This window comes from Parabacteroides leei (assembly GCF_023369805.1).
In the GTDB taxonomy this organism is placed as follows: Bacteria; Bacteroidota; Bacteroidia; order Bacteroidales; family Tannerellaceae; genus Parabacteroides; species Parabacteroides leei.
On sequence record NZ_JAMBQG010000019.1, the window covers coordinates 72,085 to 95,772 of the forward strand.

The 23,688-nt window shown below is 42.0% G+C and carries 12 protein-coding genes; all 12 read left to right on the forward strand.

Going from position 1 to position 23,688, the window contains the following annotated elements; genetic code table 11:
- The first annotated feature begins 8 nt into the window (after positions 1 to 8).
- On the forward strand, positions 9 to 1,040 hold the full coding sequence (locus tag M1P97_RS21365) for a FecR family protein (protein ID WP_195370978.1): 1,032 nt from the start codon (positions 9 to 11) through the stop codon (positions 1,038 to 1,040).
- A gap of 225 nt (positions 1,041 to 1,265) precedes the next feature.
- On the forward strand, positions 1,266 to 4,607 hold the full coding sequence (locus M1P97_RS21370; RefSeq protein ID WP_249390143.1) for a SusC/RagA family TonB-linked outer membrane protein: 3,342 nt from the start codon (positions 1,266 to 1,268) through the stop codon (positions 4,605 to 4,607).
- Positions 4,608 to 4,624: 17 nt separating this feature from the next.
- Positions 4,625 to 6,400 (forward strand): RagB/SusD family nutrient uptake outer membrane protein, encoded by a 1,776-nt coding sequence (locus tag M1P97_RS21375; RefSeq protein WP_249390144.1) that lies wholly within the window; start codon positions 4,625 to 4,627, stop codon positions 6,398 to 6,400.
- A gap of 20 nt (positions 6,401 to 6,420) precedes the next feature.
- Positions 6,421 to 7,113 carry a DUF3823 domain-containing protein gene (locus M1P97_RS21380; protein WP_249390145.1) on the forward strand — a complete coding sequence of 231 codons (693 nt, stop codon included), beginning with the start codon at positions 6,421 to 6,423 and terminating at the stop codon, positions 7,111 to 7,113.
- A 329-nt stretch (positions 7,114 to 7,442) separates the two neighbouring features.
- Positions 7,443 to 9,320 carry a right-handed parallel beta-helix repeat-containing protein gene (locus M1P97_RS21385; protein WP_249390146.1) on the forward strand — a complete coding sequence of 626 codons (1,878 nt, stop codon included), beginning with the start codon at positions 7,443 to 7,445 and terminating at the stop codon, positions 9,318 to 9,320.
- A gap of 76 nt (positions 9,321 to 9,396) precedes the next feature.
- Positions 9,397 to 11,385: a DUF5054 domain-containing protein gene (locus M1P97_RS21390; protein WP_249390147.1), complete on the forward strand. Its 1,989-nt coding sequence runs from the start codon at positions 9,397 to 9,399 to the stop codon at positions 11,383 to 11,385.
- A gap of 28 nt (positions 11,386 to 11,413) precedes the next feature.
- Positions 11,414 to 13,576 carry a glycoside hydrolase family 3 C-terminal domain-containing protein gene (locus M1P97_RS21395; RefSeq protein ID WP_195370990.1) on the forward strand — a complete coding sequence of 721 codons (2,163 nt, stop codon included), beginning with the start codon at positions 11,414 to 11,416 and terminating at the stop codon, positions 13,574 to 13,576.
- Between the two features lie 11 nt (positions 13,577 to 13,587).
- On the forward strand, positions 13,588 to 16,245 hold the full coding sequence (locus M1P97_RS21400; protein WP_195370992.1) for a glycoside hydrolase family 38 C-terminal domain-containing protein: 2,658 nt from the start codon (positions 13,588 to 13,590) through the stop codon (positions 16,243 to 16,245).
- A gap of 212 nt (positions 16,246 to 16,457) precedes the next feature.
- Entirely contained in the window at positions 16,458 to 17,021 is a 564-nt protein-coding gene (locus M1P97_RS21405) for an RNA polymerase sigma-70 factor (protein WP_195370994.1), read from the forward strand.
- Between the two features lie 106 nt (positions 17,022 to 17,127).
- Entirely contained in the window at positions 17,128 to 18,087 is a 960-nt protein-coding gene (locus M1P97_RS21410; protein WP_195371265.1) for a FecR family protein, read from the forward strand.
- A 233-nt stretch (positions 18,088 to 18,320) separates the two neighbouring features.
- Positions 18,321 to 21,812, forward strand: a complete 3,492-nt coding sequence (locus tag M1P97_RS21415) for a TonB-dependent receptor (protein ID WP_195371267.1) — start codon at positions 18,321 to 18,323, stop codon at positions 21,810 to 21,812.
- A gap of 12 nt (positions 21,813 to 21,824) precedes the next feature.
- A complete protein-coding gene (locus M1P97_RS21420; protein WP_249390148.1) occupies positions 21,825 to 23,627 on the forward strand; it encodes a RagB/SusD family nutrient uptake outer membrane protein in 1,803 nt (600 codons plus the stop codon).
- Positions 23,628 to 23,688 lie beyond the last annotated feature (61 nt).

Below are 23,688 nucleotides of genomic sequence, written 5' to 3' on the forward strand. Positions count from 1 at the left end.
GCAAAATAATGGAACATAAAGAACATATCGATTATGAAAAGTTACTGATCCGGTATCTACAGGATACAGCTGATACTCAATCTTTGCAGCAGCTGTTGGATATTGTCCGGAAATCGGAAGACAAGAAACGGGAGTTGGCAGAGTTGCAATCAGTTTATGATTCTTTATCCATACAGCTTGATGCGCAAAAATATCCGATAGAGGCTAGTTGGGAGAAGATGCGGCAGAAAATAAATGTGGATAAACAACCGAAAGTGTCTCGAAAGTCCATAACTCTATTATTGTCTTATGCTGCAATTATCCTATTGGCTTTGTCGTTGGGCATACAGTATTTGTATTATCGTAATCTCCGTCAACCGCAAGAGGTGGCAGATAGTTATACACGATTTGTGGTGGAAAAAGGGGGAGGAAAAAGCTCTTTGTTCCTTCCGGATGGAACTAAAGTCCTGTTGAATGCCGGAACGACTATTCAATATCCGACACGCTTCGACCAGAAAGAACGGATTGTGATGCTGGATGGTGAAGGTTTTTTTGAAGTTGCCGAGAATCAGCAGAAACCATTTGTCGTCCGGTTGAAAGGACATGACGTAAAAGTTTTAGGGACAGTCTTTAATGTAAAGGCCTATTCGGATATGGATCATACTGTGACCTCCTTGATTTCAGGAAAAGTTCTTTTGACTTCTTATGATACGGAAGGTTCGATATGTGAAGAACAAGTTTTACATCCGGATGAGACAGCCCGTATCGATAAGCAAACCGGAACAATAATGACTTTCCGTAGTGATGATGAGTTTCAGTTAGCATGGACAAAAGGTCTTTATAAATTTAAAGATAAACCTTTCTCGGACGTAATGTCTGAACTGGAACATCTGTACGATGTAACTATTTTGATAGAAGATGACAAACTCGCTAAGTCTGTTTATACCGGTAGTTTGGTTTTGAAAAACACGATCGAAGAGGTTTTGAAACCTTTAGGCCAATACAATAAGTTTCGGTATAGGAAAGAGGGGCATGTGATCCGTATTTACTCCGAAAAATAATTGTTTTGATGTATAACTTTAAAAATAGAAAGGATGGAACCACCAGAGAAGTAAACAATTAAAAAAATTCGGGAAATGCCAGGCACCTCCCGAACTATTATTCATTTCAGTCTTCCCGCGAACGTCGGCAAACAGTAACGGAAAGACTTCAAACTTAAAATAATACACAAAAATATGGAAAAATATCAAGAGTGGGGCTTTTTGTCTCCAAAAATAAGGCGTATCATGAAATTAACACTGGCTTTTACGCTATTATGTATCATACATATATCTGCCAATACGTATGCACAGACCACACAGGTATCAGTAGATGTTAAAAACGGTACTTTTTATGATGTGGTGAAACAAGTGGAGAAACAGTCTGAATATCTGTTTTTTTACAATAGTAAAGATATTCCCAACGATTTGCCGTTTAGTCTTCAGAAGACTAAATCCAATATCACTGTGATATTGGATTATCTGGTAGAAAAGTATGATTTGTCATATAAAATAGATGACAGACAGATTTTTTTGACAAAGAATGCGGTTATTCAGCAACAACAAGGAAAACGAATAACGGGTATCGTAAAAGAGCCGAACGGTGAACCGATAATTGGAGCCAATGTGATGGAAAAAGGGACGACCAATGGAACAATAACAGATGTAGATGGAAAGTTCTCTCTGGAAGTCTTTTCGGATAATGCGACAGTGATTATTTCGTATATAGGTTATCTTTCCAATGCGGTATCAATCAAAGGTCAATCGGTGTTTAATATAACTCTGAAAGAAGATTCTCAGAGCTTGGAAGAAGTTGTTGTTGTCGGTTATGGAACGCAGAAGAAGGCCACTTTGACTGGAGCGGTTAGCAATATTGGTAACGAAGAATTGATAAAGACGCGTAGTGAAAACGTAAAGAATATGATTTCCGGTAAGATACCGGGAGTTCGTGTTGTACAGAAGTCTGGTGAACCGGGTAGTTATAATACCGATATGCAGATTCGTGGTATGGGTACCCCGTTAGTGATTATTGATGGTGTACCTCGTTCCAATATGGATCGTTTGGATCCGAATGAAATCGAATCATTCTCTGTATTGAAAGATGCCTCTGCTGCCATTTATGGTGTAAAAGCTGCAAATGGTGTGGTAATCATTACGACTAAACGTGGTAAGACTCCTAAACTGACATTGGACTACAATGGTTCTGTTGGTTGGCAACAGGCCTCGAACATTCCGGAAACACTGAATGCTGCCCAGTGGATGGAGTTGACCAATGAAAACGCAATCAATCAGGGAAGAAGTTTGATGTTTACACAAGAAGATATAGACCAGTATCGTATGGGATTAAAACCGGAAACCAAATGGTCGGATGTCGGTTTTGATAAAATAGCTCCACAGACACAACATAGTATCAGTGCCCAGGGCAAATCGGATAAAATAGATTATTTCATGAACTTCGGTTACATGAAGCAAGATGGCTTCTATTCCAGTGGCGACTTGAATTACGAACGGTATAATGTGCGTACCAATATCAACGGGCAAATCACTAAGAACTTGAAAGTTGGGATGCAGTTGAATGGGATGATGGGGACGAAGAACGAACCGATCATGGATGCTTGGGAAGTGTATAAAGCTGCTTGGATGCATATACCGACATTACCGGTTTATGCCAATAACAATCCAGCCTATTTGCAACAGTTGCCAGGTGCTTATCATCCCATAGCTTTAACAACTGCAGATATAAGTGGAGCACGCAAAAATCATCAAAAATTATTTCAAAGTACTTTTACGTTAGATTATGCTGTTCCTTTTATCAAGGGTTTGAATGTTGGGGCAATGTATAGTTATGATTATGATAGTTCTGATAATCGTTATTCAAGGAAGGAGTACGCATTGTACGAATACGATGCTGTAGCTGATTCTTATCAACCATTTAAAGCCTATTCTCCATCTCGAATTAATCGTAGTTATTATAAGGATGAAAAGACCTTGTTGCAATTGAAATTAAATTATGAACGGACATTTAAAGAAATTCATAACTTAAAGGTTCTGTTTTTGTATGAGGAGACAACCCATAAAACTGATAATTTTGCAGCTCAGAGAGATTTGCCGATGGATGCGGTAGATGAAATCTTTGCGGGTGCAACCGATAATCAACAGGCAACAATGAATACAGACCCGAAAGTCTTTTTCGATATGGCAAATAAAGCTTTTGTAGGTCGTATCAATTATGATTTTAAGTCGAAATACTTAGCAGAATTTAGTTTTCGTTATGATGGTTCTTCTAAATTTGCCAAAGGTTCTCAATGGGGCTTCTTCCCCTCTTTCTTGGGGGCATGGCGTATTTCGGAAGAAGACTTCTTTAAGAATTGTGAGGCGTTGTCTTTTATAAACAATTTGAAGGTGAGAGGAACGTATGGTGTGCTGGGAGACGACAATGCTTCTACTTATCAATTCCTGTCGGGTTATACTTATCCGAGTGGCGGATATCTTTTTAATAACTCGTTTATCAGTGGATTGGGATTCCGGGGGATGGCTAATTCGAATATCACTTGGTTTGAGGCGCATACTGCTGATTTAGGATTGGATGTAGATATGTGGAATGGATTGTTGAGTTTTCAAGGAGATATTTTCCGTAGATATAGAAAAAATTTGTTGGCAACTCGTTCGCTTTCCGTACCGGGAACCTTAGGGGCTGCCTTGCCACAGGAAAACTTGAATAGTGATTTGATACGTGGTTTTGAGATCGGATTGTCTCATACGAATTCGATTGGTGATTTCCGGTATACGATTTCCGGAAATATCTCTTATTTCAGAGCAATGAATAAATACATCGAACGAGCCGAGTCGAACAATTCATACAGAAATTGGCGGGATAATTATAACGACCGTTATGGCGATTTTTATTGGGGATATGAATTTGTTGACTATTTCCACAATATGGGGGATATTTGGTCAGCTCCGGTGCAGGATAATAAAGGAAACTCCATTCTGCGTCCGGGTGATTACCAATATATCGATTGGAACGAGGATGGCATAATTGATGGGAATGACGAGCGTCCGATTGATTTGAAAGGTGATCCGCGTATCAATTTTGGTTTTACATTGGCAGGCTCTTATAAAGGGTTTGATGTGAATTTATTGTTCCAAGGTGCTGCCAAAGGCACGGTGATCAATCAGGTACAGATGGAACGTCCGTTGACTTGGGACCGTGGTGGCTTGTCTATGTTTATGGATCGTTGGCATACGGCAGAAATGGGAGCTGATACGAAAGATCCTAATACGGAGTGGATTCCGGGATATTATCCTTCTACCAACAATGGAGGAGAGACAACAAACTATTGGACTTCTTCTCGTAGTATTCAAAATGTCAATTATTTGCGTTTGAAGAGTGCAGAAATAGGTTATACATTTCCGCAAACGTGGATGCAAAAGGTGGGTATCCAAAACTTACGTCTGTATTTCAATGCCTATAACCTGTTTACTTTGACAGGATTGAAGTATATTGACCCGGAACATCCGAGTGATAGTTACAGTTGTTTGTATCCTATTACAAAAACGTATAATGTGGGAATGAACATTACATTCTAAACTTAAATTGTAAGAACATGAAAAAAATAATAGCTAGTCTGTTTTTGGCGATCTTAGGAACCAGTTGTAATTCATTGGATGTACCGCCTGTTGATATCATTCAGGATAAGGATATTTTTGCTTCCGAGTCCGGTATTACAGCTTATATGGCTTCGTTATATAATGATATGCCGATACCAAACCATGGAGCTACGGTTTGGGGATTTAATAATTATTGGAATACATGGCCGCAGGGAGGACACATGTCGGGCGAATTGTTGAACAATCAGTTGTTCTTTGTGTATAATTCGCCTTCCGGGGATATGTTTCAGTTTTGGGCATACGACCGGGTGCGTAAGATCAATTACTTTATAGAGAATATGCCTCAGTATGAAGCCAGTTTCCCGGCAGACAAGATTAATACTTGGTTAGGGGAAGCCTACTTCTGTCGTGCTTATTATTATTTTAATATGGTAAAACGGTATGGCGCGGTTCCTTTGGTAAAAGAGGTGAGGAACTATCCCGAAACGAATATCGAAGAGTTACAAATCCCGCGTAATACACAACAAGAAGGTTGGGATTTTGTAGTGGAAGATTTGGATAAGGCCATTGAGCTTTTACCGGAAGAAAGCATTGAAAAAGGGCGTGTCAATAAATATGTGGCGTATGGTTTGAAATCGAGAGCAATGTTGTATGCCGCTTCCATTTGCCAATTTGATACTCCGGCTGCCGGTTATGAAGAATTGTTGGGTATGCCAGCATCTAAGGCACAAAGTTACTATCAAGCAGCTTACGATGCTGCTTCCAAACTGGAAGGCAAATATTCGTTATACAACAAGTTTACCGATAAGTTTGAGAATTATTGGAATCTGTTCTTGGATGAAGATAATCCAGAGGTGATATTTGCGACTTATTATAAATATCCGGAGCGTGCTCACAGTTGGGATGTGCACCAGGTGCCATTTCAAGTCAGAGGACCGGAAGGATATTCCGGTATATTGAATCCGACGTTGGAGATTGTGGAGTTGTTTGATGATGTGAATGGCAATCTGTTTGTGTTGAAAACAACAGATGCCGGTGGTAATCCGATTCGTTACGACAATCCGTATGATATATTTAAGGATGTGGAACCCCGTTTACGTGCGAGTGTAATTCTTCCGAATGATGTATTCAAAGGAGAAACGATAGAAATACGGAAAGGCATTTGGACGAGTTATCCGGATGGAGAATTAAAAACGACAACGGATTTTTCTGCCATGTATCAGGATATGACCATACAAGGCAAAAGTGGCATGGGGCATAATGAAGCGACAACGACGGGATTCTTGGTTCGTAAATACCAAGATCCGACCTTGGAAAATAGTTATGTCGTTCATGGACATTCCACAGCCCAGTATATCGAAATGCGTTATGCCGAAATCTTATTGAACAAGGCCGAAGCCGCTTTCTATCTGAACAAGAAGCAGGAGGCTTTGGATTTGGTTAACCAGGTGAGAGAAAGAGCCGGTGCCAAATTGTACACTTTGGAGCAATTGACAGAAGAGAATCTCCGTAAGGAAAGACGTATGGAGTTGGTCTTCGAAAAGCATAGTTTCTGGGATTTGCGCAGATGGAGAATTGCGGATAAGTTGATGAACAATAAGAAATATACTGCTTTATGTCCGTATTATATTTATGATGAAGGTAAATATATCTTTACTAAAGAGGAGGTAGGTACAACTTATACATATGATGTAAAAGTAAATTATGCCAAAGTCCCGGATGGTGAAATATCCAAGAATCCGAAGCTGTTACCTAATAACCCCGGGTATTAATCTTATAAATGATTATTGAAATGAAGAAGAATTTATTAATGTGTATGTTGTTTGTATTGGGTATGATGTCGTGTGGCGATATTGATAACATGGAAGGTCCTAATGCAGCGATAGCAGGAAGTTTGATAGATGAAACGACTAATAAACCTATTATATCTGAACAACCGAATGGTTTCAGAATAAAGATGGTAGAAACGAGTTGGAGTGAATCGGCGACACCGGAATATTTCTGGGGAAAAGCCGACGGAACATTTAAAAACACGAAGATATTTAGTGCGACTTATGATGTACAACCGGTGGAAGGAGCTTTCTTTCCGGTAGAACCAGTATCTGTAACAATCAAGAAGTCTGAAAATATAGACTTTAAGGTTACTCCTTATTTAGCGATTCACCCTAAAAAAGTAGAGATAGCAGGGGACGCCATTGAGGTGGAATGGACTATATCTCGTCCAAAAGTAGGTGATAAGATATTGGATACACGTGTGTTTGTGGTTCATGACAACCTGAATGTGGGGACAAACTATTTTACAACGGCATTGAGTCCGATGATCGATTTGAGTAGTGTTCCGGATGAGGAAGCCTTGTCTACAACGTACAAACAGACGATTACCGGATTGACCAAAGGTAAGACTTATTATGTAAAGATTGGTGCACGAACGGACAACTCCAGCAAACGCTACAATTTTGCAGAAACAGTGAAGTTGGAGTATTGATATGGTATGTCGGAACCTTGTTCCAAAAGGATGACGATGACCATCCAGTCATCGAATAAAACGGGAGGTGAGGAGGATGCTGCCGGTCTGGCAATCTTATTCCTTAGACTTAGACCGTCTAACTCTAGGCGCTTAGCCGGTCTAACTCCCGTTGGTTAGGGTGTCTAACTCCCGGGACTTAGACACCCTAACCAAATTATCCCCGTTTGAGGAGTACTTTTGTAAACTGATAATCCAAGCAATAATAATCCACCAAATAAGCAGCTATTTGCTATTTTTTATAGTAATGGCGGTTTTTATCTTCGTACATTGAAATAAAAGTAAATATCATGAGAAATATTCTGAATCGGATTTTAATATTAAGCTTGTGTTGTAATATGTTGCAAGCGAAAGAGTACCATGTCTCACCCCAAGGAAGTGATAAGAATGCTGGAACAATTGAGGCTCCCTTCAAAACCATCAATCGGGCGGCTCAAAAGGCATTACCCGGTGATGTGGTGACGGTGCATGAAGGAGTGTATCGGGAATGGATAAAACCGATGTATGGCGGAACCAGCGATAATCGGCGGATTGTTTATCAGGCTGCCGAAGGGGAAAAGGTGGAGATTAAAGGCTCTGAAGTGATCAAAGGCTGGAAGAAAGCGGGAAAAGGTATTTGGAAGGTGGTGATTCCCAACACGCTTTTCGGTGATTTCAATCCTTATAAAGAATTGTTTGATGGCGACTGGATTATCAATGACGGGCGTGTCACGCATTTGGGGGAGGTCTATTTGAATGGCGAGGCCTTCTATGAAGTGGATTCTTTGAGTAAAGTACAAAATCCGAAGCCACATGTATGCAAGGCTGATCCGGAGGGGACGGTAGACTTCTGGTATTGTGAAACGGATGACGAAAACACGACCATCTGGGCTCGCTTCGGTACTGTAGATCCCAATAAGGAATGTGTCGAGGTGGTAGCCCGTCCGACCTGTTTCTATCCGGATAAGCAGCAACTGGACTATATCACCATCAAAGGGTTTGAAATGAGCCAGGCCGGTACGAAGTGGGCTTCGCCGACGAATGAGCAGGTGGGCGTAATCGCCACGCACTGGTGTAAGGGTTGGATTATAGAAAATAATATCATCCACGATGCCAAGAGCACAGGCATTACGTTGGGTAAGGAGCGTACAACCGGCGACGGGGTACTTCCTGCTGATGATGCCGATGGAGTGAAAGATGGGCATATCTCTTATATCGAAGTCATATTCAACACGACACGCCATGGCTGGAACAAAGAAACGATCGGTTCTCACATTGTTCGCAACAATACGATCTATAATTGTGAACAAACGGCTATTTGTGGGACGATGGCTGCTTTCAGCGAAGTCTACGGCAATCATATCTATAACATACACGTAAAGGATCAGTATAACGGTTATGAGATTGCCGGGATCAAGTTTCATGGGGCGATCGATGCCGTGATACGGGACAACCGCATCCATGATTGCACCTCGTTTGGCATGTGGTTGGATTGGATGACGCAGGGGACACGGGTGTCGGGCAATTTGTGTTATCGTAATTCGATTGATTTGTTCATAGAGGTGAGCCACGGCCCGTATATTGTGGATAACAACCTGTTCCTTTCCCCTCATTCACTTATGCAATCAACGGATGGGGGAGCTTACCTGAATAATCTTTTTGGGGGAAAGTTGACCTTGCAGGCAGACTATACCCGTTTTACCCCTTACCAATTGAATCATTCAACCGAGCTGAAAGGTGTAAGTCCGATAAAACATGGCGACCTGCGTTTTTATAACAATATTTTTGTGAGCGGAGCTGATAAGAAATTGTATGGCTTGGAGTTCTTGAACGAGGTGAAAGGTGTGATCTATGCCGAAGACAATCTGTTTTGTAATGGTGCCCGTCCTATGAAAGAGAAGGAACAGGGTGTGGTGGATGATGCGTTCGACCCTTCTTTCAAGGTGGAAGAGGTTGCGGATGAAGTGTATATTACATTCGAAGGAAAAACGAAATTGTCGCAGTTGAAAGGTAAACCGGTCAATACCGACCGTTTGGGAGTTGCCGAGTTGACTACCTATCCGTTCGAGAATGCAGATGGTACTCCGTTTTCATTGGATACCGATTTCTTGGGAGAAGAGAGATCAACTGTCTCTCCTTCTATAGGCCCGTTTGAAATAGTATCAGGCAATCGTATTAAGGTTTGGTGATGTTTAGCTAGCAAGCGACAAATCTACCGAATGGGCTGGAAGAAGAATGTTTAAATTAAAAAAATACAAGATGATTATGAAGCGAATGTTAATCCTTCTACTGCTGGTTGTGGGAGGATTTTGCCAGTTGGTGGCACAGGAAGTAAATACCTCTGTCGATAAAGTTTACGTCGTTTTTAAGACGCACCTGGATGTTGGTTTTACCGATTTGAGTTCCGTGGTGACACAACGTTATATCACAGAGTTTATACCCAAGGCATTGGATGTGTCAGAAAAACTGCGGGCAGAGAATGCAAGTGAAAAATATGTCTGGACAACAGGGGCATGGCTGATTTGGAAATATCTCCATACGGCATCGCCAGAGGAAGTGAAACGCCTGGAGGCTGCTATCGGACGGGGGAATATTGTTTGGAACTCTGTTCCTTACACCGTCGAGTCGGAATCGATGAACTTGGATTTGTTTGAAACAAGCCTGCTTCTTTCTCATAAGCTGGATGAAAAGTACGGAAAAAAGACGATTGCCGCTAAAATGACGGATGTGCCGGGACATACGCGTAGCATTGTGTCGCCGATGGGCCGTGCAGGGATTCGTTTTCTGCATATTGGTGTGAATCCGGCTTGCCCTATACCTGGTGTACCGGAGTTCTGCCGTTGGAGAGATACGGATGGTAGCGAGTTGATTTTGGTCTATCAGCAAGATTACGGCTCGGAGAATATACTTCCGGGAGGAAAGGCTGTTATTTCTATCAACTTTACCGGTGATAACCACGGTCCTCATTCGTATGAAAAGGTGAAGGAGATTTATGCCGACCTGCATAAGCGTTATCCGAATGCCCGCCTGGTGGCTTGTTCTTTCAATGAGATTGCCGAAGAGTTGATTGCCATGCAGGACCAGTTGCCGGTTGTCACCTCTGAAATTGGTGACACTTGGATTTACGGGTATGGAAGTGCCCCGATACGAATGGCGAAATTCAGAGCCTTGTCTGAACTCTATTCCCAATGGTTGCGTGAAAAGAAAATCGACAAGAACAGTGATGCAGCACTCGATTTTGTATTGGAATTGGGTTTGATTGCCGAACATACGCAGGGAGTTGACGTGAAAACTCATCTTCATAACTGGGATAAATATGATATGGACCTTTTCCTTCCGGCTCGTGCTACCGTACCTTTTCGGAAGGCGGAAGCATCGTGGAAGGAATTGGACGATTATATTTATAACGCGATCCAATACCTACCTCAGCATTTACAGGCAGAGGCGTTGGCGAAGATGAAGGAAATCGACCAGCCGGTTGTTCCTACCTTTACGGAAAAAGCCCAATCGGTTTCTTCTACTCCTTGGCAGGCTGCCGTACTGAAGAAGGGGGCATTGAAGCTCGAAGGTTTATCATACCAGATGTATGATGCCGCCGATTATAAGCAGTATCTGGATAACTACCTGCGTGCCCACTATGGATGGGCTTTGGCTGATATAGGCAAGCCGGGACTGGATAAGTCGAAAGCCGTCAGTGTTTCTCTCTCCGCACAGACTATCAGGCAGGAGGTTCGTAAAGAGAAGAAAGGGATACGGACGGTAAGCGAGCTGGTCTTCCAAAATGAAAGTAAGGTGGATAAGCGGGTACTTCCTGAAAAGATGTATATAGATGTATTGGACTATAAGAACGGAAAGAAGGCGGAAGTTACTTTGACGATAAAAGGCAAACCTGCTGTTCGCTTGCCGGAAGCCTATTGGCTGTCTTTTACTACGGATGATATTCTTTCCATCGTTGCTGAGAAGGTAGGTGAGCGTGTCGATCTGTTCGATGTGGTAGAAAAAGGGAATCGCCAGCAGCATGGTATCGACCGCTATGTAGATTTGATTACCTCTAACGGAACCATCCGTATATGGAGTGAAGCCGCTTTCCTGGTTAATGTCGGTGAAGCGAGAGGTATAAACTATTCATTGGAATACCCCGACAAAAAGGGCGGCGTTCATTTTAATCTGAGTAATAATCTTTGGAATACAAATTTCCGTATGTGGAATGAGGGATCGTTAACTTATCGTTTCACGATCGAAAGAATAGATTAACGACGAATAAACATAAGAGTAATAGACAATGAACTATATAAAGAAAACAGGATGGCTTGTTTGGGGTTTGATTGGTTATTTTACCGCTTTCTCACAAACGAAGCCTATCTATCAGGATGCAACAAAACCTGTGGAAGAGCGTATAGAAGATGCTCTGTCTCGTATGACTCAGGAAGAGAAAGTACGATTGCTACATGCCAATGGCGGCTATCGTTCGTGGGGTGTTCCCCGTTTGGGAATACCGGAGAATAACCCGACGGATGGTCCTACCGGTATGCGTCCGGAGTTCCGTTGGGAAAGCTGGTCGGATGCGAATGCGAATAATGACTATTGTACGGCGTTCCCGTCCCTTATCTCTCTGGCTGCCACTTGGAATCCGGACATGGGTATCTTGTATGGAAAGTCATACAGTGAAGAGGCGTTGTACCGTAATAAAAACATCATATTGGGTCCGGGAGTGAATATATGTCGTACACCTCTCAACGGGCGTAGCTTCGAGTATATGGGGGAAGACCCTTACTTGTCGTCTCAGATAGCAGTGTCGTATATTCATGGTGTCCAGTCAAATCATGTGGCAGCATGTGTGAAGCATTTTGCTGCCAATAACCAAGAAACTGAAAGGTATAGTGTCAATTCGCTGGTCGACGAGCGTACGTTGCATGAAATCTATTTCCCTGCCTTCAAGGCTGCCGTACAACAAGGTCATGTGTGGACAGTGATGGGAGCCTACAACCGGTTGAATGGTCAGCATTGTTGCCATAACGACTATTTGTTGAACGACATATTGAAAAAGGAATGGGGCTTCGACGGAGTGTTGTTGTCTGACTTTGGCGGAACTCACAGTACTCAAGAAGCAATCCTTAATGGGTTGGATCTGGAGTATGGAACAGCATTAGGATCTGAAGAGGCTTTTGAAAACTATTACTTGGGAAATGCTTATCTGCAACTGTTGAAGTCGGGAAAGGCTGACGAAAAAGTATTGAATGAGAAGGTTAGACGTGTTTTACGCATGATGTACCGTACCAATATGTCGCCGAACCGTCCTTGGGGTGTTATGAATAACCGGGAGCATACGGATGCTGCGCGCCGGATTGCCGAAGAGGGAATCGTATTGTTGAAGAATGAAGCCTCTATCCTGCCTTTGAGTCTTTCAGGTTTGAAAAAGATAGTAGTGGTAGGCGAGAATGCCATACGTACTGTAACCAATGGAGGTGGATCTTCCGAAGTGAAGGCTTTGTATGAAGTGACTCCTTTGGAGGGGATAAAGAACATGGCGGGCGATAAGATAGAGGTCGTTTATCAGCCCGGTTATTCATCCAGGTTGAAAGGAGCATCTGCTGATAGCCTGAAGCGGGAGGCGCTAAAAGCGGTAGCTGGTGCAGATGTGGTTGTTTATGTCGGTGGGTTGAATAAGGAACCGAACCAAGATAGTGAAGGTTCAGACAGGTTATCGTATAATTTGCCGTATGGGCAGGATGAATTGATAGCGGAGTTATCGAAAGCCAACCCACATTTGGTTGCCGTGATGATAAGCGGCAATGCGTATGCTATACCTTGGTTGAAACAGGTACCCGGTATACTTCAGGCTTGGTATGGAGGTACAGAAAGTGGGAATGCCATCGCTTCGGTATTGTTTGGCAAAACAAATCCTTCGGGTAAGTTGCCGGTAACTTTTCCTGTCCGGCTTGACGATGTGGCAGCACATGCATTAGGAGCTTATCCCGGAGACGGAAAGACGGTCGAATACAAAGAGGGTATTTTTGTCGGTTACCGGTGGGCTGAAAAAGAAAAGATCAAACCCAACTTTGCTTTTGGCCATGGCTTGAGTTACACGACATTCAAGTATGGGAATGTAACGGTTGATAAGAAGGTCGTGGATGCGACAGGACGTTTAACTGTAACGGTACCTGTTACGAATACAGGGGCGCGAGAAGGATCAGAGGTGGTTCAGTTGTATGTCAGCGACCTGAAATCTTCCTTGCCTCGTCCGGTAAAGGAGTTGAAAGGGTTCTGCAAGGTCCAATTGGCTCCGGGCGAAACCGTCCATGTATCGTTTACAATTGATAAAGAAGCACTGAGTTTTTATGACCCGGCACAGCATGGCTGGGTGGTTGAACCCGGCAAGTTCCAGGTGCTGGTCGGCTCGGCATCGGATGATGTCAGGGCGAAAACTATGTTTGAGTTGCAATAAAATATAGTTTTATGGATAAGAAAAGTATATTTTGTGGATTGTTGTCTCTGCTTCCCTTTCTGGCAAAAGGAGAGGTGGCGGAAGAATACAATACTAAGGTGAAAGAGGTCATTGTGATCTGTAAGACCCATTTTGACATTGGCTATACGCACCGGGTGGATGATGTGGTGAACTATTATCAAACGGACATGATCGACCGTGCCATTAAAGCGATGGATGCTTGTGTCGATCTGCCCGAAGAACAGCAGTTTGCCTGGACGATCCCCGGATGGGTATTATCGAAGACGATGGAAGACTGGGATGGGCAGACTCCTCTACGCAGGCAGATATTGGACGAAAAGTTCAGGTCGGGGAAGATCATATCGCATGCGTTACCTTTCACGCTGATCTCTGATATTTGCGGAGTGGAGGATATGGTACGCGGATTGGGCTTTTCGTCTGCGTTGAACCGTAAGTATGGTCTGCCTTTGTCACACTCCGGCAAGATGACCGACGAACCGTCGCAGACAGGAGCCTTGGCGACGGTATTGGCTCATGCGGGTATCCGATTTTTGCATATCGGTTGTAACTGGCCGAGCGGGTTTGTTAAAACACCGGGATTGTTTTGGTGGGAAGGACCTGATGGCTCGCGGGTGATGACATTGTACTCTGCCAGTTACGGAACAAACTGTGCCGTGTGTCCTGTAGAATGGCAGGGACCGAATGATCCGATGATGGGAGTAAACCTGATGCCGGCAAAAGATTGGCCTTATACGGTTTGGCCGGCTATTCTGGTGACAGGTGATAACTCGGGACCTCCTACGGCAGAACGAATTAAGGAATTGTTTCAGGAGATAAAAGAGAAAATGCCGGATGTGAATGTGCACATGGGAACGATGGATGACTTTTACGATGCCATCATGAAGGAAAATCCGCAATTGCCCGTGGTGAAGTCTGCTATGCCGGATACTTGGATACATGGGGTGATGTGTGACCCGGGTGGAATACGCCTGTTGCGGGAAACGCATTCATTGATACCGGCAGCAGAGGCGTTGCATACGCAATTGGGCTGTTGGGGCGTTGAGACACCGGCTGTTTCGGATGAGATAGCTACAGCGTATGAAAAGATGGCTTTGTATGGCGAACATACGTGGGGCGGATCAAGACAAGTGGATGTTTACGGAAAGGCTTTTCAGCAATTACCGGCTGAAAAAAATAAAGATTTGGAAGCTTCGTGGGAAGATAAAACGGATTATGTGCGGAAAGCTTCCGACATCGCGCATTCGGTTACAGATAGGAACATGAAGTCTTTGGCTACTCACGTGAAATGCAACAAACCCTCTTCCATTGTCTACAACCCGCTACCTTGGAAGCGTTCGGATTGGATAGAGGTGGAAGGAAAGAAACAGTTCGTAAAGAATATCCCCGCAGGAGGATACCGAACTGTCCCGTTGAAAGAGGTAAGTACCAAAGAACAGAGATTGTCAGGCAACACGCTTGAGAATGCCTATTATAAAATCACTTTTGATGCGGAACGGGGATGTATCACTTCCTTGGTAGATAAGAAGAGCGGGCGCGAGTGGATAGACCCGAAAGCCGAACGGGGCTTCGGACAGTATCTGAATGAGCGGTTCACGTATGAACAAACGTTGGATTATACGATGACTTACCAGCAGGGGCGTGCGAAGGATTGGGCACATCCGGGTATCTGCAAACCGGGTATGGTGTCGGAAAAGGAGGTGCCTTATCGGGCGGCTTCACCCAAGCAAGGTGTGTTGAAGATGACTGCTGAGGGTGACGTGCAAATAGCCGAACTGACTATGCCTTCCGACCGCTCCAACCATCTTCCGGCTTCCGTATTGCGCATCTCTTTGTATAAAGACCAGCCGTATGTGGATATGGAAATCACAATACAGGATAAAGCGAAAGACAATTGGCCGGAAGCGGACTGGCTCTGCCTGCCTTTCCGGATTGATCAACCGGAGTTCAAGGTTTATCGGCAGTTGGGCGTGATGAATCCGGCAACCGACATTCTTCCCGGAGCAAACCGTCATTTATATACGGCAGAACATGGTGTAACCATTACCGGTCGGGATGGAGCTGGAATTGCGGTATGTCCGCTCGATCATCCGTTGATCAGTTTGGGAGTTCCCGGATGTTGGAAATATTCAGACGATTACGTACCGGAACAGCCGGTTGTCTATCTTAATTTGTTTAATAATCAGTGGAATACTAATTTCCGTTATTGGTATCCTGGTACGTGGAGTTCCCGGGTTCGTATCTGGACGGTAGAAGAAGGTACTACTCCGGAAGAAAGATCCCAGCTGTTCGTGACTTCGGCATTGGAAGCGCGTAATCCATTACAAACTATATCTGTAAAGAAGAATGAAGGAAATCTTCCTGTTGCCCAATCGGGTATAGAAGTCTCTCGTCCGGGAGTGACAGTCACCGCATTTGGTGCCGATCCGGATGGAAATACAGGAACATTACTACGCGTTTGGGAACAGGTTGGAGTTTCAGGAAAACTAATGGTCACATTGCCAAAGGGTATGGATGCCTCACTTGCCATACCGGTAAATTTGCGCGGGGAAAAGAAAGGAGACCCCATCCACATTAAATCCGGAAAGTTTGAACTGGAATTGGGAGCTTATGCACCGGCCAGTTTTATATTGGATTTTTCGGACTTTTGAGATTCAGGACTATAGTGTTGTCTAATAGGACACTATAGTCCTGATTGTATTATCACTACTGTGCTAAGGGGAGGCAGACTATAGTGTCATTACAATAAAAAGCCACCGATGAGGAAATACTGACTTTAAACTTGATCTCTTAATGTTTTTAGTACATAAAGAGGGGGGCTGGGATATTTTGTATATCTTTATCCCCCGTTAGCGATATTGTTATGAAGGAGAGCACCGAGATACAAACATTTAATCACCTGTTTACAAACTACAAAGGACGTTTTATTCACTTTGCCAGGACGTATGTGGATGACGAGATGATGGCTGAAGATATAGCCGTCGAAAGCCTGATGTACTATTGGGAAAATCGTCGGAAACTCGATACCCATACCAATGTGCCGGCATATATATTGACCGTTATCAAGCATAAATGTCTGGACCATTTGCGGCAATTGCGCGTCCAGGAAGATTATGAGGAATATGTGAAAACGAACGAGGCCCGTAAGTTGAACATCCGTATCACTACTTTGGAAGCTTGCAACCCCGAACGGATCTTTTCAAAAGAACTACAGGAGTTGGTTGATAAGGCATTGTTGTCTCTTCCCCCACAAACCCGAGATATTTTTACAAGGAGCCGCTATCATAGCCAGAGTCATAAAGAGATAGCCGATGCATTGGGCATCTCTACTAAAGCTGTGGAGTTTCATATTACCAAAGCATTGAAGGTGCTTCGTGTTGCATTGAAAGATTATTTACCTGCATTGTTTTTCTTTGGTATTTGTTAGTAGACCGATCTTTTTCCCTTTTAATGAATATTTATTTCAAAAAAGTTCACTTTTCCGTTAGGGATGTTTCCGGCTGGAACGCTTTATATATAGAACGATGAAAAAGATGCAAAAAGAAACATTATATAAATACTTTGAAGGTATCGCTTCTCCGGAAGAAGAAGAGGCTGTTTACCGTTGGTTGGATGCCTCTTCTGAAAACGAAGAAGAGTTGCTGAAGGAGCGTGAGTTCTTCGATGCAATGATCTTTGCCGGAAGTGCGGATGAAAGGACAGAAGGAAAGAAGCTGGCATTGAATGTGAACAAAGGACCGTTTATTCGTCCCTGGATGCGCGAAGTACTGAAAGTAGCAGCCGTTGTGGCAGTGACGGTAGCTTGTGGACTATACTTCTATGTGTCAGAAAAGAAAGAACTGTTGGCTGCAATGAATACGATAACGGTTCCGGCAGGACAACGGGTAAACCTTACATTATCGGATGGAACGACAGTTTGGTTGAATGCCCGTTCAGAGATGGTTTATCCGGCAGTTTTCTCCGGAGCGAAACGTGAGGTGAAGCTGGATGGTGAAGGATACTTCGAAGTAAAACATGATAAGGAATCTCCTTTCGTGGTTCATACCCGAAAATGTGATATCGAAGTATTGGGGACAAAGTTTAATGTGGAAGCCTATTCGGATTCGGAAGAGTTTTCAACTTCATTGATGGAGGGATCTGTTAAAGTGACGGATAATTCAGCTGTCTCAGCTTCGGTCCTTTTGAAACCGGATCAGGAGGTTCATTTGAAAGATGGCCGGTTATTAGTTTCATCCATTGATGATTATGATCATTTCCGTTGGCGTGATGGATTGGTTTGTTTTGACAATATCGTTTTTCATGAGTTGATGAAACGTTTTGAAAAATGTTACGGTATCTCTATTGTTGTGGAGAATAAGAATCTGGAAGGATATTCGTGCAGCGGTAAATTCCGTATTTCCGACGGACTGGACAATGCGTTACGAATTTTGCAGCGGAATGCTAAATATACCTTTGAACGAAATGAAGACAACTCGATTGTCTATATAAAATAAGTCTAATTAAAAATGAAACAGCCTATGAAGCATGAATCGTAAAGTTAATCTTAAAGAAGAAAGTTAATCTTAAAATGAAATGCCGACAAGTGTCCCCACACCCATCGGCATCCAATTAACACAGTTAAAAATAAATGTATTAATCAATTAGCAACAACAAAGATATGAATAAAAAATTCTTATCGTGGGTTTTCTATGACAAAACCCAACGGTGTAAACACTTTTTTAGAATCATGAAGCTAACCACAGTGTGCTCATTAGCATTGACATTCAGTCTACATGCTGGAAATGTAGATTCTCAAAATGTCAAAGTGACGGTGAAACAAAACAATACGGAACTATCCAGTGTCCTGACAGATATTGAAAAGCAAACGGATTATTTGTTTGTATATGATAAGTACGTGAATGTGAACCGGAAAGTGACGGTTAATTCGAGTAAGAAGTCTTTGGAGGAGCTGTTAAAACAGCTATTCGATGGGACGGATGTGAAGTTTACGGTAGATGGGACGTATATCATTTTATCTCCCAATAGTAAATTAGAAAATACTGTACTTGCGGTTGCCCAGCAGAACCGTCAGGTAACAGGGGTTGTAAAAGACGAAACAGGAGAGCCGGTTATTGGTGCGAATGTTGTGGAAAAGGGAACAACGAATGGTACTATCACAGATGTCGAAGGGAGGTTCTCCCTTAACGTTGCGTCTGACAACGCAACGTTGGTAGTTTCGTATATTGGATATGTTTCAACGGAAATGGTAGTGAAAGGACAATCGTCTGTAAATGTAACATTGAAAGAGGATAGTGAGACATTGGAAGAAGTGGTGGTGGTCGCGTATGGAACACAAAAGAGATCTAATTTAACGGGTTCTGTAGATGTAGTAAGTTCAAAAGAGTTAGCAAATCGTCCGGTGACCAATACTAGTTCTATGTTACAAGGGAAAGCTAGTAGTATCACTTTCTCTACTCCTTCTGGAGGAAATACTCCCGGTAAAACTCCAACGATTCAGATTCGTGGGCAGGCAGCTTTGAATGAGTCGACTCCTCCTCTTGTTGTTATTGATGGAATCCCTTCCAGTATGGATGATTTTAATGCTTTAAATCCCAATGATGTTGAAAGTATTTCAGTTTTAAAAGATGCTGCAGCTTCTGCCATGTATGGGGCACGTGCTCCGTATGGAGTATTGATGGTAACGACAAAAATGGGAAGAAGGAATGAGAAGCCTTCTATTACTTATAGTGGTAATTATGGTGTAGTAACTCCTATTAATATGCCAAGAATGGCTGATTCATATACTTTCGGATTATTGAAGAATCAGTCGAAAGTCAATGCTAAGATGCCTGTGGCTTTTACAAACGATCAGTTGGATCTTATTTTAGATAATATCCAGAATCCAGGAAAGTATACTTTATCGGATTTAGTTTCTGATGAAGGTAATACTTGGGGATGGGGTAATCAGTCTTATTGTAATAATGATTTTATTGATATTTGGTTACGTTCTTCGTTTCGTCATCAACATGATCTTTCCGTGAGAGGTGGTAATGATAAGACTTCTTATTCTGTGTCTACGGGGTATGTCTATCAACCGGGCATCTTGAATTTTGTAGAAGATATAGATAATTATTCTCGCTTCAATATTAATGGGGGAGTGGAAACAGATGTCACTTCTTGGTTGAAGTTGACTTATCGGTCTCGTTATTCATATGAAACAACCAAGGATCCTAATTTTGAGTATGGACAGGGAAGATCACGTGCTTATGAGTTTGCTTACGGAGCGTGGCCTGTTACTCCTGTTAAAAATCCGGATGGAGTTTATAATGAAGGAACCCGTATTGCAACAGGTATAGGAGGGGGACATCAGACAACCGTGTATCACCGTTTGGATAATATTTTAGCATTGGATTTTAATCTGGCCAAAGGATGGACAGCTCATGTGGATGGTACTTGGCGTATGAACTTTAAAGATTATCAGTCTTTGAAGATGCCTGTTTACGGATTAAGACCTTCCGGGGATAAGTTCCTTATGGGAGGTACTGAGTCGTCATTGGCAAAGCATACAGGAATGAATAGATATTGGACGATACAAGGGTATACAGCTTATGAGCATCAGATAAAAAAGCATAATTTCAGGATTCAGTTAGGTGCTCAGACTGAGGAGAATACTTATAGAGAATTGTCTGGAACAGCAAAAGATTTATTTGTTCCGGATATGGATGCTGTTTCAATTGCGCAAGGTATACGAACATTCGATGATAAAATAAATGATTGGGCTACTTGTGGCTTTTTTGGACGTATCAACTATAATTTTGATGAACGTTATTTTATCGAACTAAATGGGCGTTATGATGGATCCGGTAGGTATTCGAAAGGTTCTCAATGGGGATTTTTCCCTTCTGCTTTTGCTGCTTGGAATATGAGTAATGAAAGTTTTTGGGAAGGTCTTAAAGATGTGATCAATTTTGCGAAATTAAAAACATCTTATGGTACATTGGGAAATCAAGGTAATTCTGCAGGTTATTTACATATACCGACCATGGAAGTTGCTTCAGAATCAAGCTGGATTTTCAATGGAAGTAGATTACCTTATGTTAAGACTCCGGGTATTTTAAATATGAGCAGGACTTGGGAGAAAATTACGACATTGGATGTTGGATTAGAGATGAGAGCATTGGATAGTCGGTTGTCTGCAGAGTTAGGTTATTTCAATAGACGTTCGTGGGATATTATTGGACCTCCTACACCTAAAGCAGCAGTTCTTGGGACAAGTGCTCCTTCGATAAATAATGCAGAATTTGTGACGAATGGTTTTGAAATGCAGTTAAGTTGGAGAGATCAAATTAACGAGCAATGGGATTACGGTGTTTCTTTAAATTTAGCAGATGCTCGCAGTAAAGTAACAAAGTATAATTCTGCATCTAATTCATTTGGACAAAATTCGGATGGTTCAGAAAAATGGTATGAAGGAAAAGTCTTTGGTGAAATATGGGGATATAAGGTTAATAGATTCCTGACCAAAGATGATTTTGATGAAAATGGAAAGTTGTTAGTTGATCAAAGTAAGATCCATGCCAATTGGTATCCGGGTGATGTTAAATATGAAGACCTGAATGGAGATGGAGAGATAACCCCCGGCAACTCTACAGTAGAGGAACCTGGTGATAAACGGATCATTGGTAATACGACTCCTCGGTTCAGATATGGTATAAATTTGTCTACTGGATATGAGTTTGAGAAAGCGGGACGTTTGGATTTGTCGCTTTTCTTCGAAGGTGTTGCGAAACGTGATCTCTTTATGAATGGTTCTTTCTTTTTCTGGGGAACAGGCGTTGGTAATTCATTTGCTAGTTCTGTATATGATAATAAATGGCACATGGATTTTTATCGGGATGGTACAACGGATTCACGTTTGTTGGAATATATGGGTGAAAATATCAATTCATATTTTCCACGTCCTTATGATAATGCGGAAGGAAACAAGAACTTTCAAACAAATACGAAATATTTGCTAAATGGAGCTTATCTAAGATTGAAAAATCTTCAATTGGCTTATACATTACCTAAACACCTGATTTCAAAAGCAGGAATAACTAATTGCAGAGTTTATTTTTCTGGAGAAAATATGTTTGTGTTATCGGCTTTACCTTCTTATATAGATCCGGAAGCGGTAGGTGGAGGAAGAATGTATCCGCAACAAGCTGTTTATTCTTTTGGAGTTAATGTTAGTTTTTAATGAATATAAGATATGAAAAATATATATAATAAAATAAAAGCAACGTACAAAGGTTTTTTAGTTTTACCAATACTTGTGGCCTTATTCTCTTGTGATGACTTTTTGGATAGAGAACCTTTGGATGAAGTTTCTCAGGTTACTTTTTGGAAAACCCCCGAACAATTAGATGCTTATATTGTAGGAAAATATGAATGGCTTCCCGGGAGTTTAACGGATTGGGGAATGGGATATTATATCGATGACCAGAATTCGGATAATATGGTGATCGGTTTGAATCATCCTACTTGGATGAATGGAGAAGATAATACGACACCAACAAGCGGCGGTGAATGGAAATGGGGACCTATTCGAGAAATTAATATGTTCTTCGATAATTATGTTCTATGTGAATCTCCATTTAGTGAATATGAGCATACTTATGGGGAAGCTTGTTTTTTGAAGGCTTTGAAGTATCATGAACTAGTTCGGAAATTTGGAGATGTACCTTGGTATTCTTCGGTTATTTCCGATTCAGATGAGGAAGCATTGAATAAAGCTCGTGATCCACGTTCTTTGGTTGTCGATTCAATAATGAATTTGATGGATCAGGCTGTTGAACATTTGAAATTGAGAACAGACGTTGGTGTCAATAGGCTTAACAAAGAGACTGCACTGATATTTAAGTCGAGAATTGCTCTATTTGAAGCAACTTGGGCTAAATATCATGAAGGAACAAAGTCGGCTTCGGATGTTGATGCTGATAAACTTTTTCAAAAGACAATCGAAGCGTATGACCAGTTTAAACAAATGTGTGGAGGATTTGAAGGTAAACTTTATTCAACCGGACATCCGGAATCGGACTATTATAATTTGTTTAATAGATTTGATTATGCTGATATTCAGGAAGTAACTCTTAGTAAAAAATATTCAGAAGCATTGGGTATAAAAAATAATGTTAATGTACAGTCTTGGTGGTATGGATATTCTAATTGCTCTTATACGTTAGATTTGGTTCGTAGTTATTTATCGAATGAGGGAAAATCTATTGATATTATGGATAAGTCGGCTGTTCCGGGAACGGGGGTTGTCTATTTATCTGAATTGGCATCAAAATTGGATCCTCGTTATAAGCAAAGTGTGTTTACTCCAGGGGATTTGTTGAATACTGTTACTCCTGGTTTTATAGATTCATTGTTTACTGTTCCTCAAATACACATGTCTGAAGCGGGTCGTAACACGACTACTGGATTTGCTCCAAAGAAAGCACATAATGTGGAAGGACCTCTTATAAATCAATCAGATCCTTTGGTTTCTGGTATTTCGTTTAGAGTTGCAGAGTTGATGTTAAATTACGTAGAAGCTTATGTTGAATTAAACGGTTCGTTTCCTGATTTGTCGGATAATATAGATTTGCTGCGTAAACGTGTTGGGATGCCAGCTTTGACAGAGGTTAAACCGCAGGTTGAGTCATGGTGGCCTGATTATGGTTATCCGATTTCTGATAATTTGGCGATTGTTCGTCAAGAACGAAGAGTTGAATTGGCTGGTGAGGGATATCGTACAGATGATTGGAAGCGGTGGAGAGCTCATAAATTATTTGACGGAAAACGTCCTAAGGGGTATCGGTATGAAAAAGAAGATTATGTAAAACAAGGATTGAATATTCCGTCAATACCTGTTGATAAAGATGGTTATTTAGATCCGTATGTAATTAGTTTGAATGGAGGTACATTTAAGTTTAATCCGGATAGGGATTATTTAAGTCCGATTCCAATGGATGAACTGCTTATTAACCCGAATTTGAAACAAAATCCGGGGTGGGATTCTCCACAATAAAAGTGGTTCTTATTATTGAGAAGGTGTGCCAAAAACGATTACCGAACGTAGGAAACGTAGA

Bases quoted from the DNA above. Each gene is read 5' to 3' on its own strand.
- M1P97_RS21365 (WP_195370978.1), top strand. From the start codon at position 9: ATGGAACATAAAGAACATATCGATTATGAAAAGTTACTGATCCGGTAT.
- M1P97_RS21405 (WP_195370994.1), top strand. From the start codon at position 16,458: ATGAAGGAGAGCACCGAGATACAAACATTTAATCACCTGTTTACAAAC.
- M1P97_RS21415 (WP_195371267.1), top strand. From the start codon at position 18,321: ATGAAGCTAACCACAGTGTGCTCATTAGCATTGACATTCAGTCTACAT.
- M1P97_RS21375 (WP_249390144.1), top strand. From the start codon at position 4,625: ATGAAAAAAATAATAGCTAGTCTGTTTTTGGCGATCTTAGGAACCAGT.
- M1P97_RS21380 (WP_249390145.1), top strand. From the start codon at position 6,421: ATGAAGAAGAATTTATTAATGTGTATGTTGTTTGTATTGGGTATGATG.
- M1P97_RS21395 (WP_195370990.1), top strand. From the start codon at position 11,414: ATGAACTATATAAAGAAAACAGGATGGCTTGTTTGGGGTTTGATTGGT.
- M1P97_RS21420 (WP_249390148.1), top strand. From the start codon at position 21,825: ATGAAAAATATATATAATAAAATAAAAGCAACGTACAAAGGTTTTTTA.
- M1P97_RS21410 (WP_195371265.1), top strand. From the start codon at position 17,128: ATGCAAAAAGAAACATTATATAAATACTTTGAAGGTATCGCTTCTCCG.
- M1P97_RS21390 (WP_249390147.1), top strand. From the start codon at position 9,397: ATGAAGCGAATGTTAATCCTTCTACTGCTGGTTGTGGGAGGATTTTGC.
- M1P97_RS21385 (WP_249390146.1), top strand. From the start codon at position 7,443: ATGAGAAATATTCTGAATCGGATTTTAATATTAAGCTTGTGTTGTAAT.
- M1P97_RS21370 (WP_249390143.1), top strand. From the start codon at position 1,266: ATGAAATTAACACTGGCTTTTACGCTATTATGTATCATACATATATCT.
- M1P97_RS21400 (WP_195370992.1), top strand. From the start codon at position 13,588: ATGGATAAGAAAAGTATATTTTGTGGATTGTTGTCTCTGCTTCCCTTT.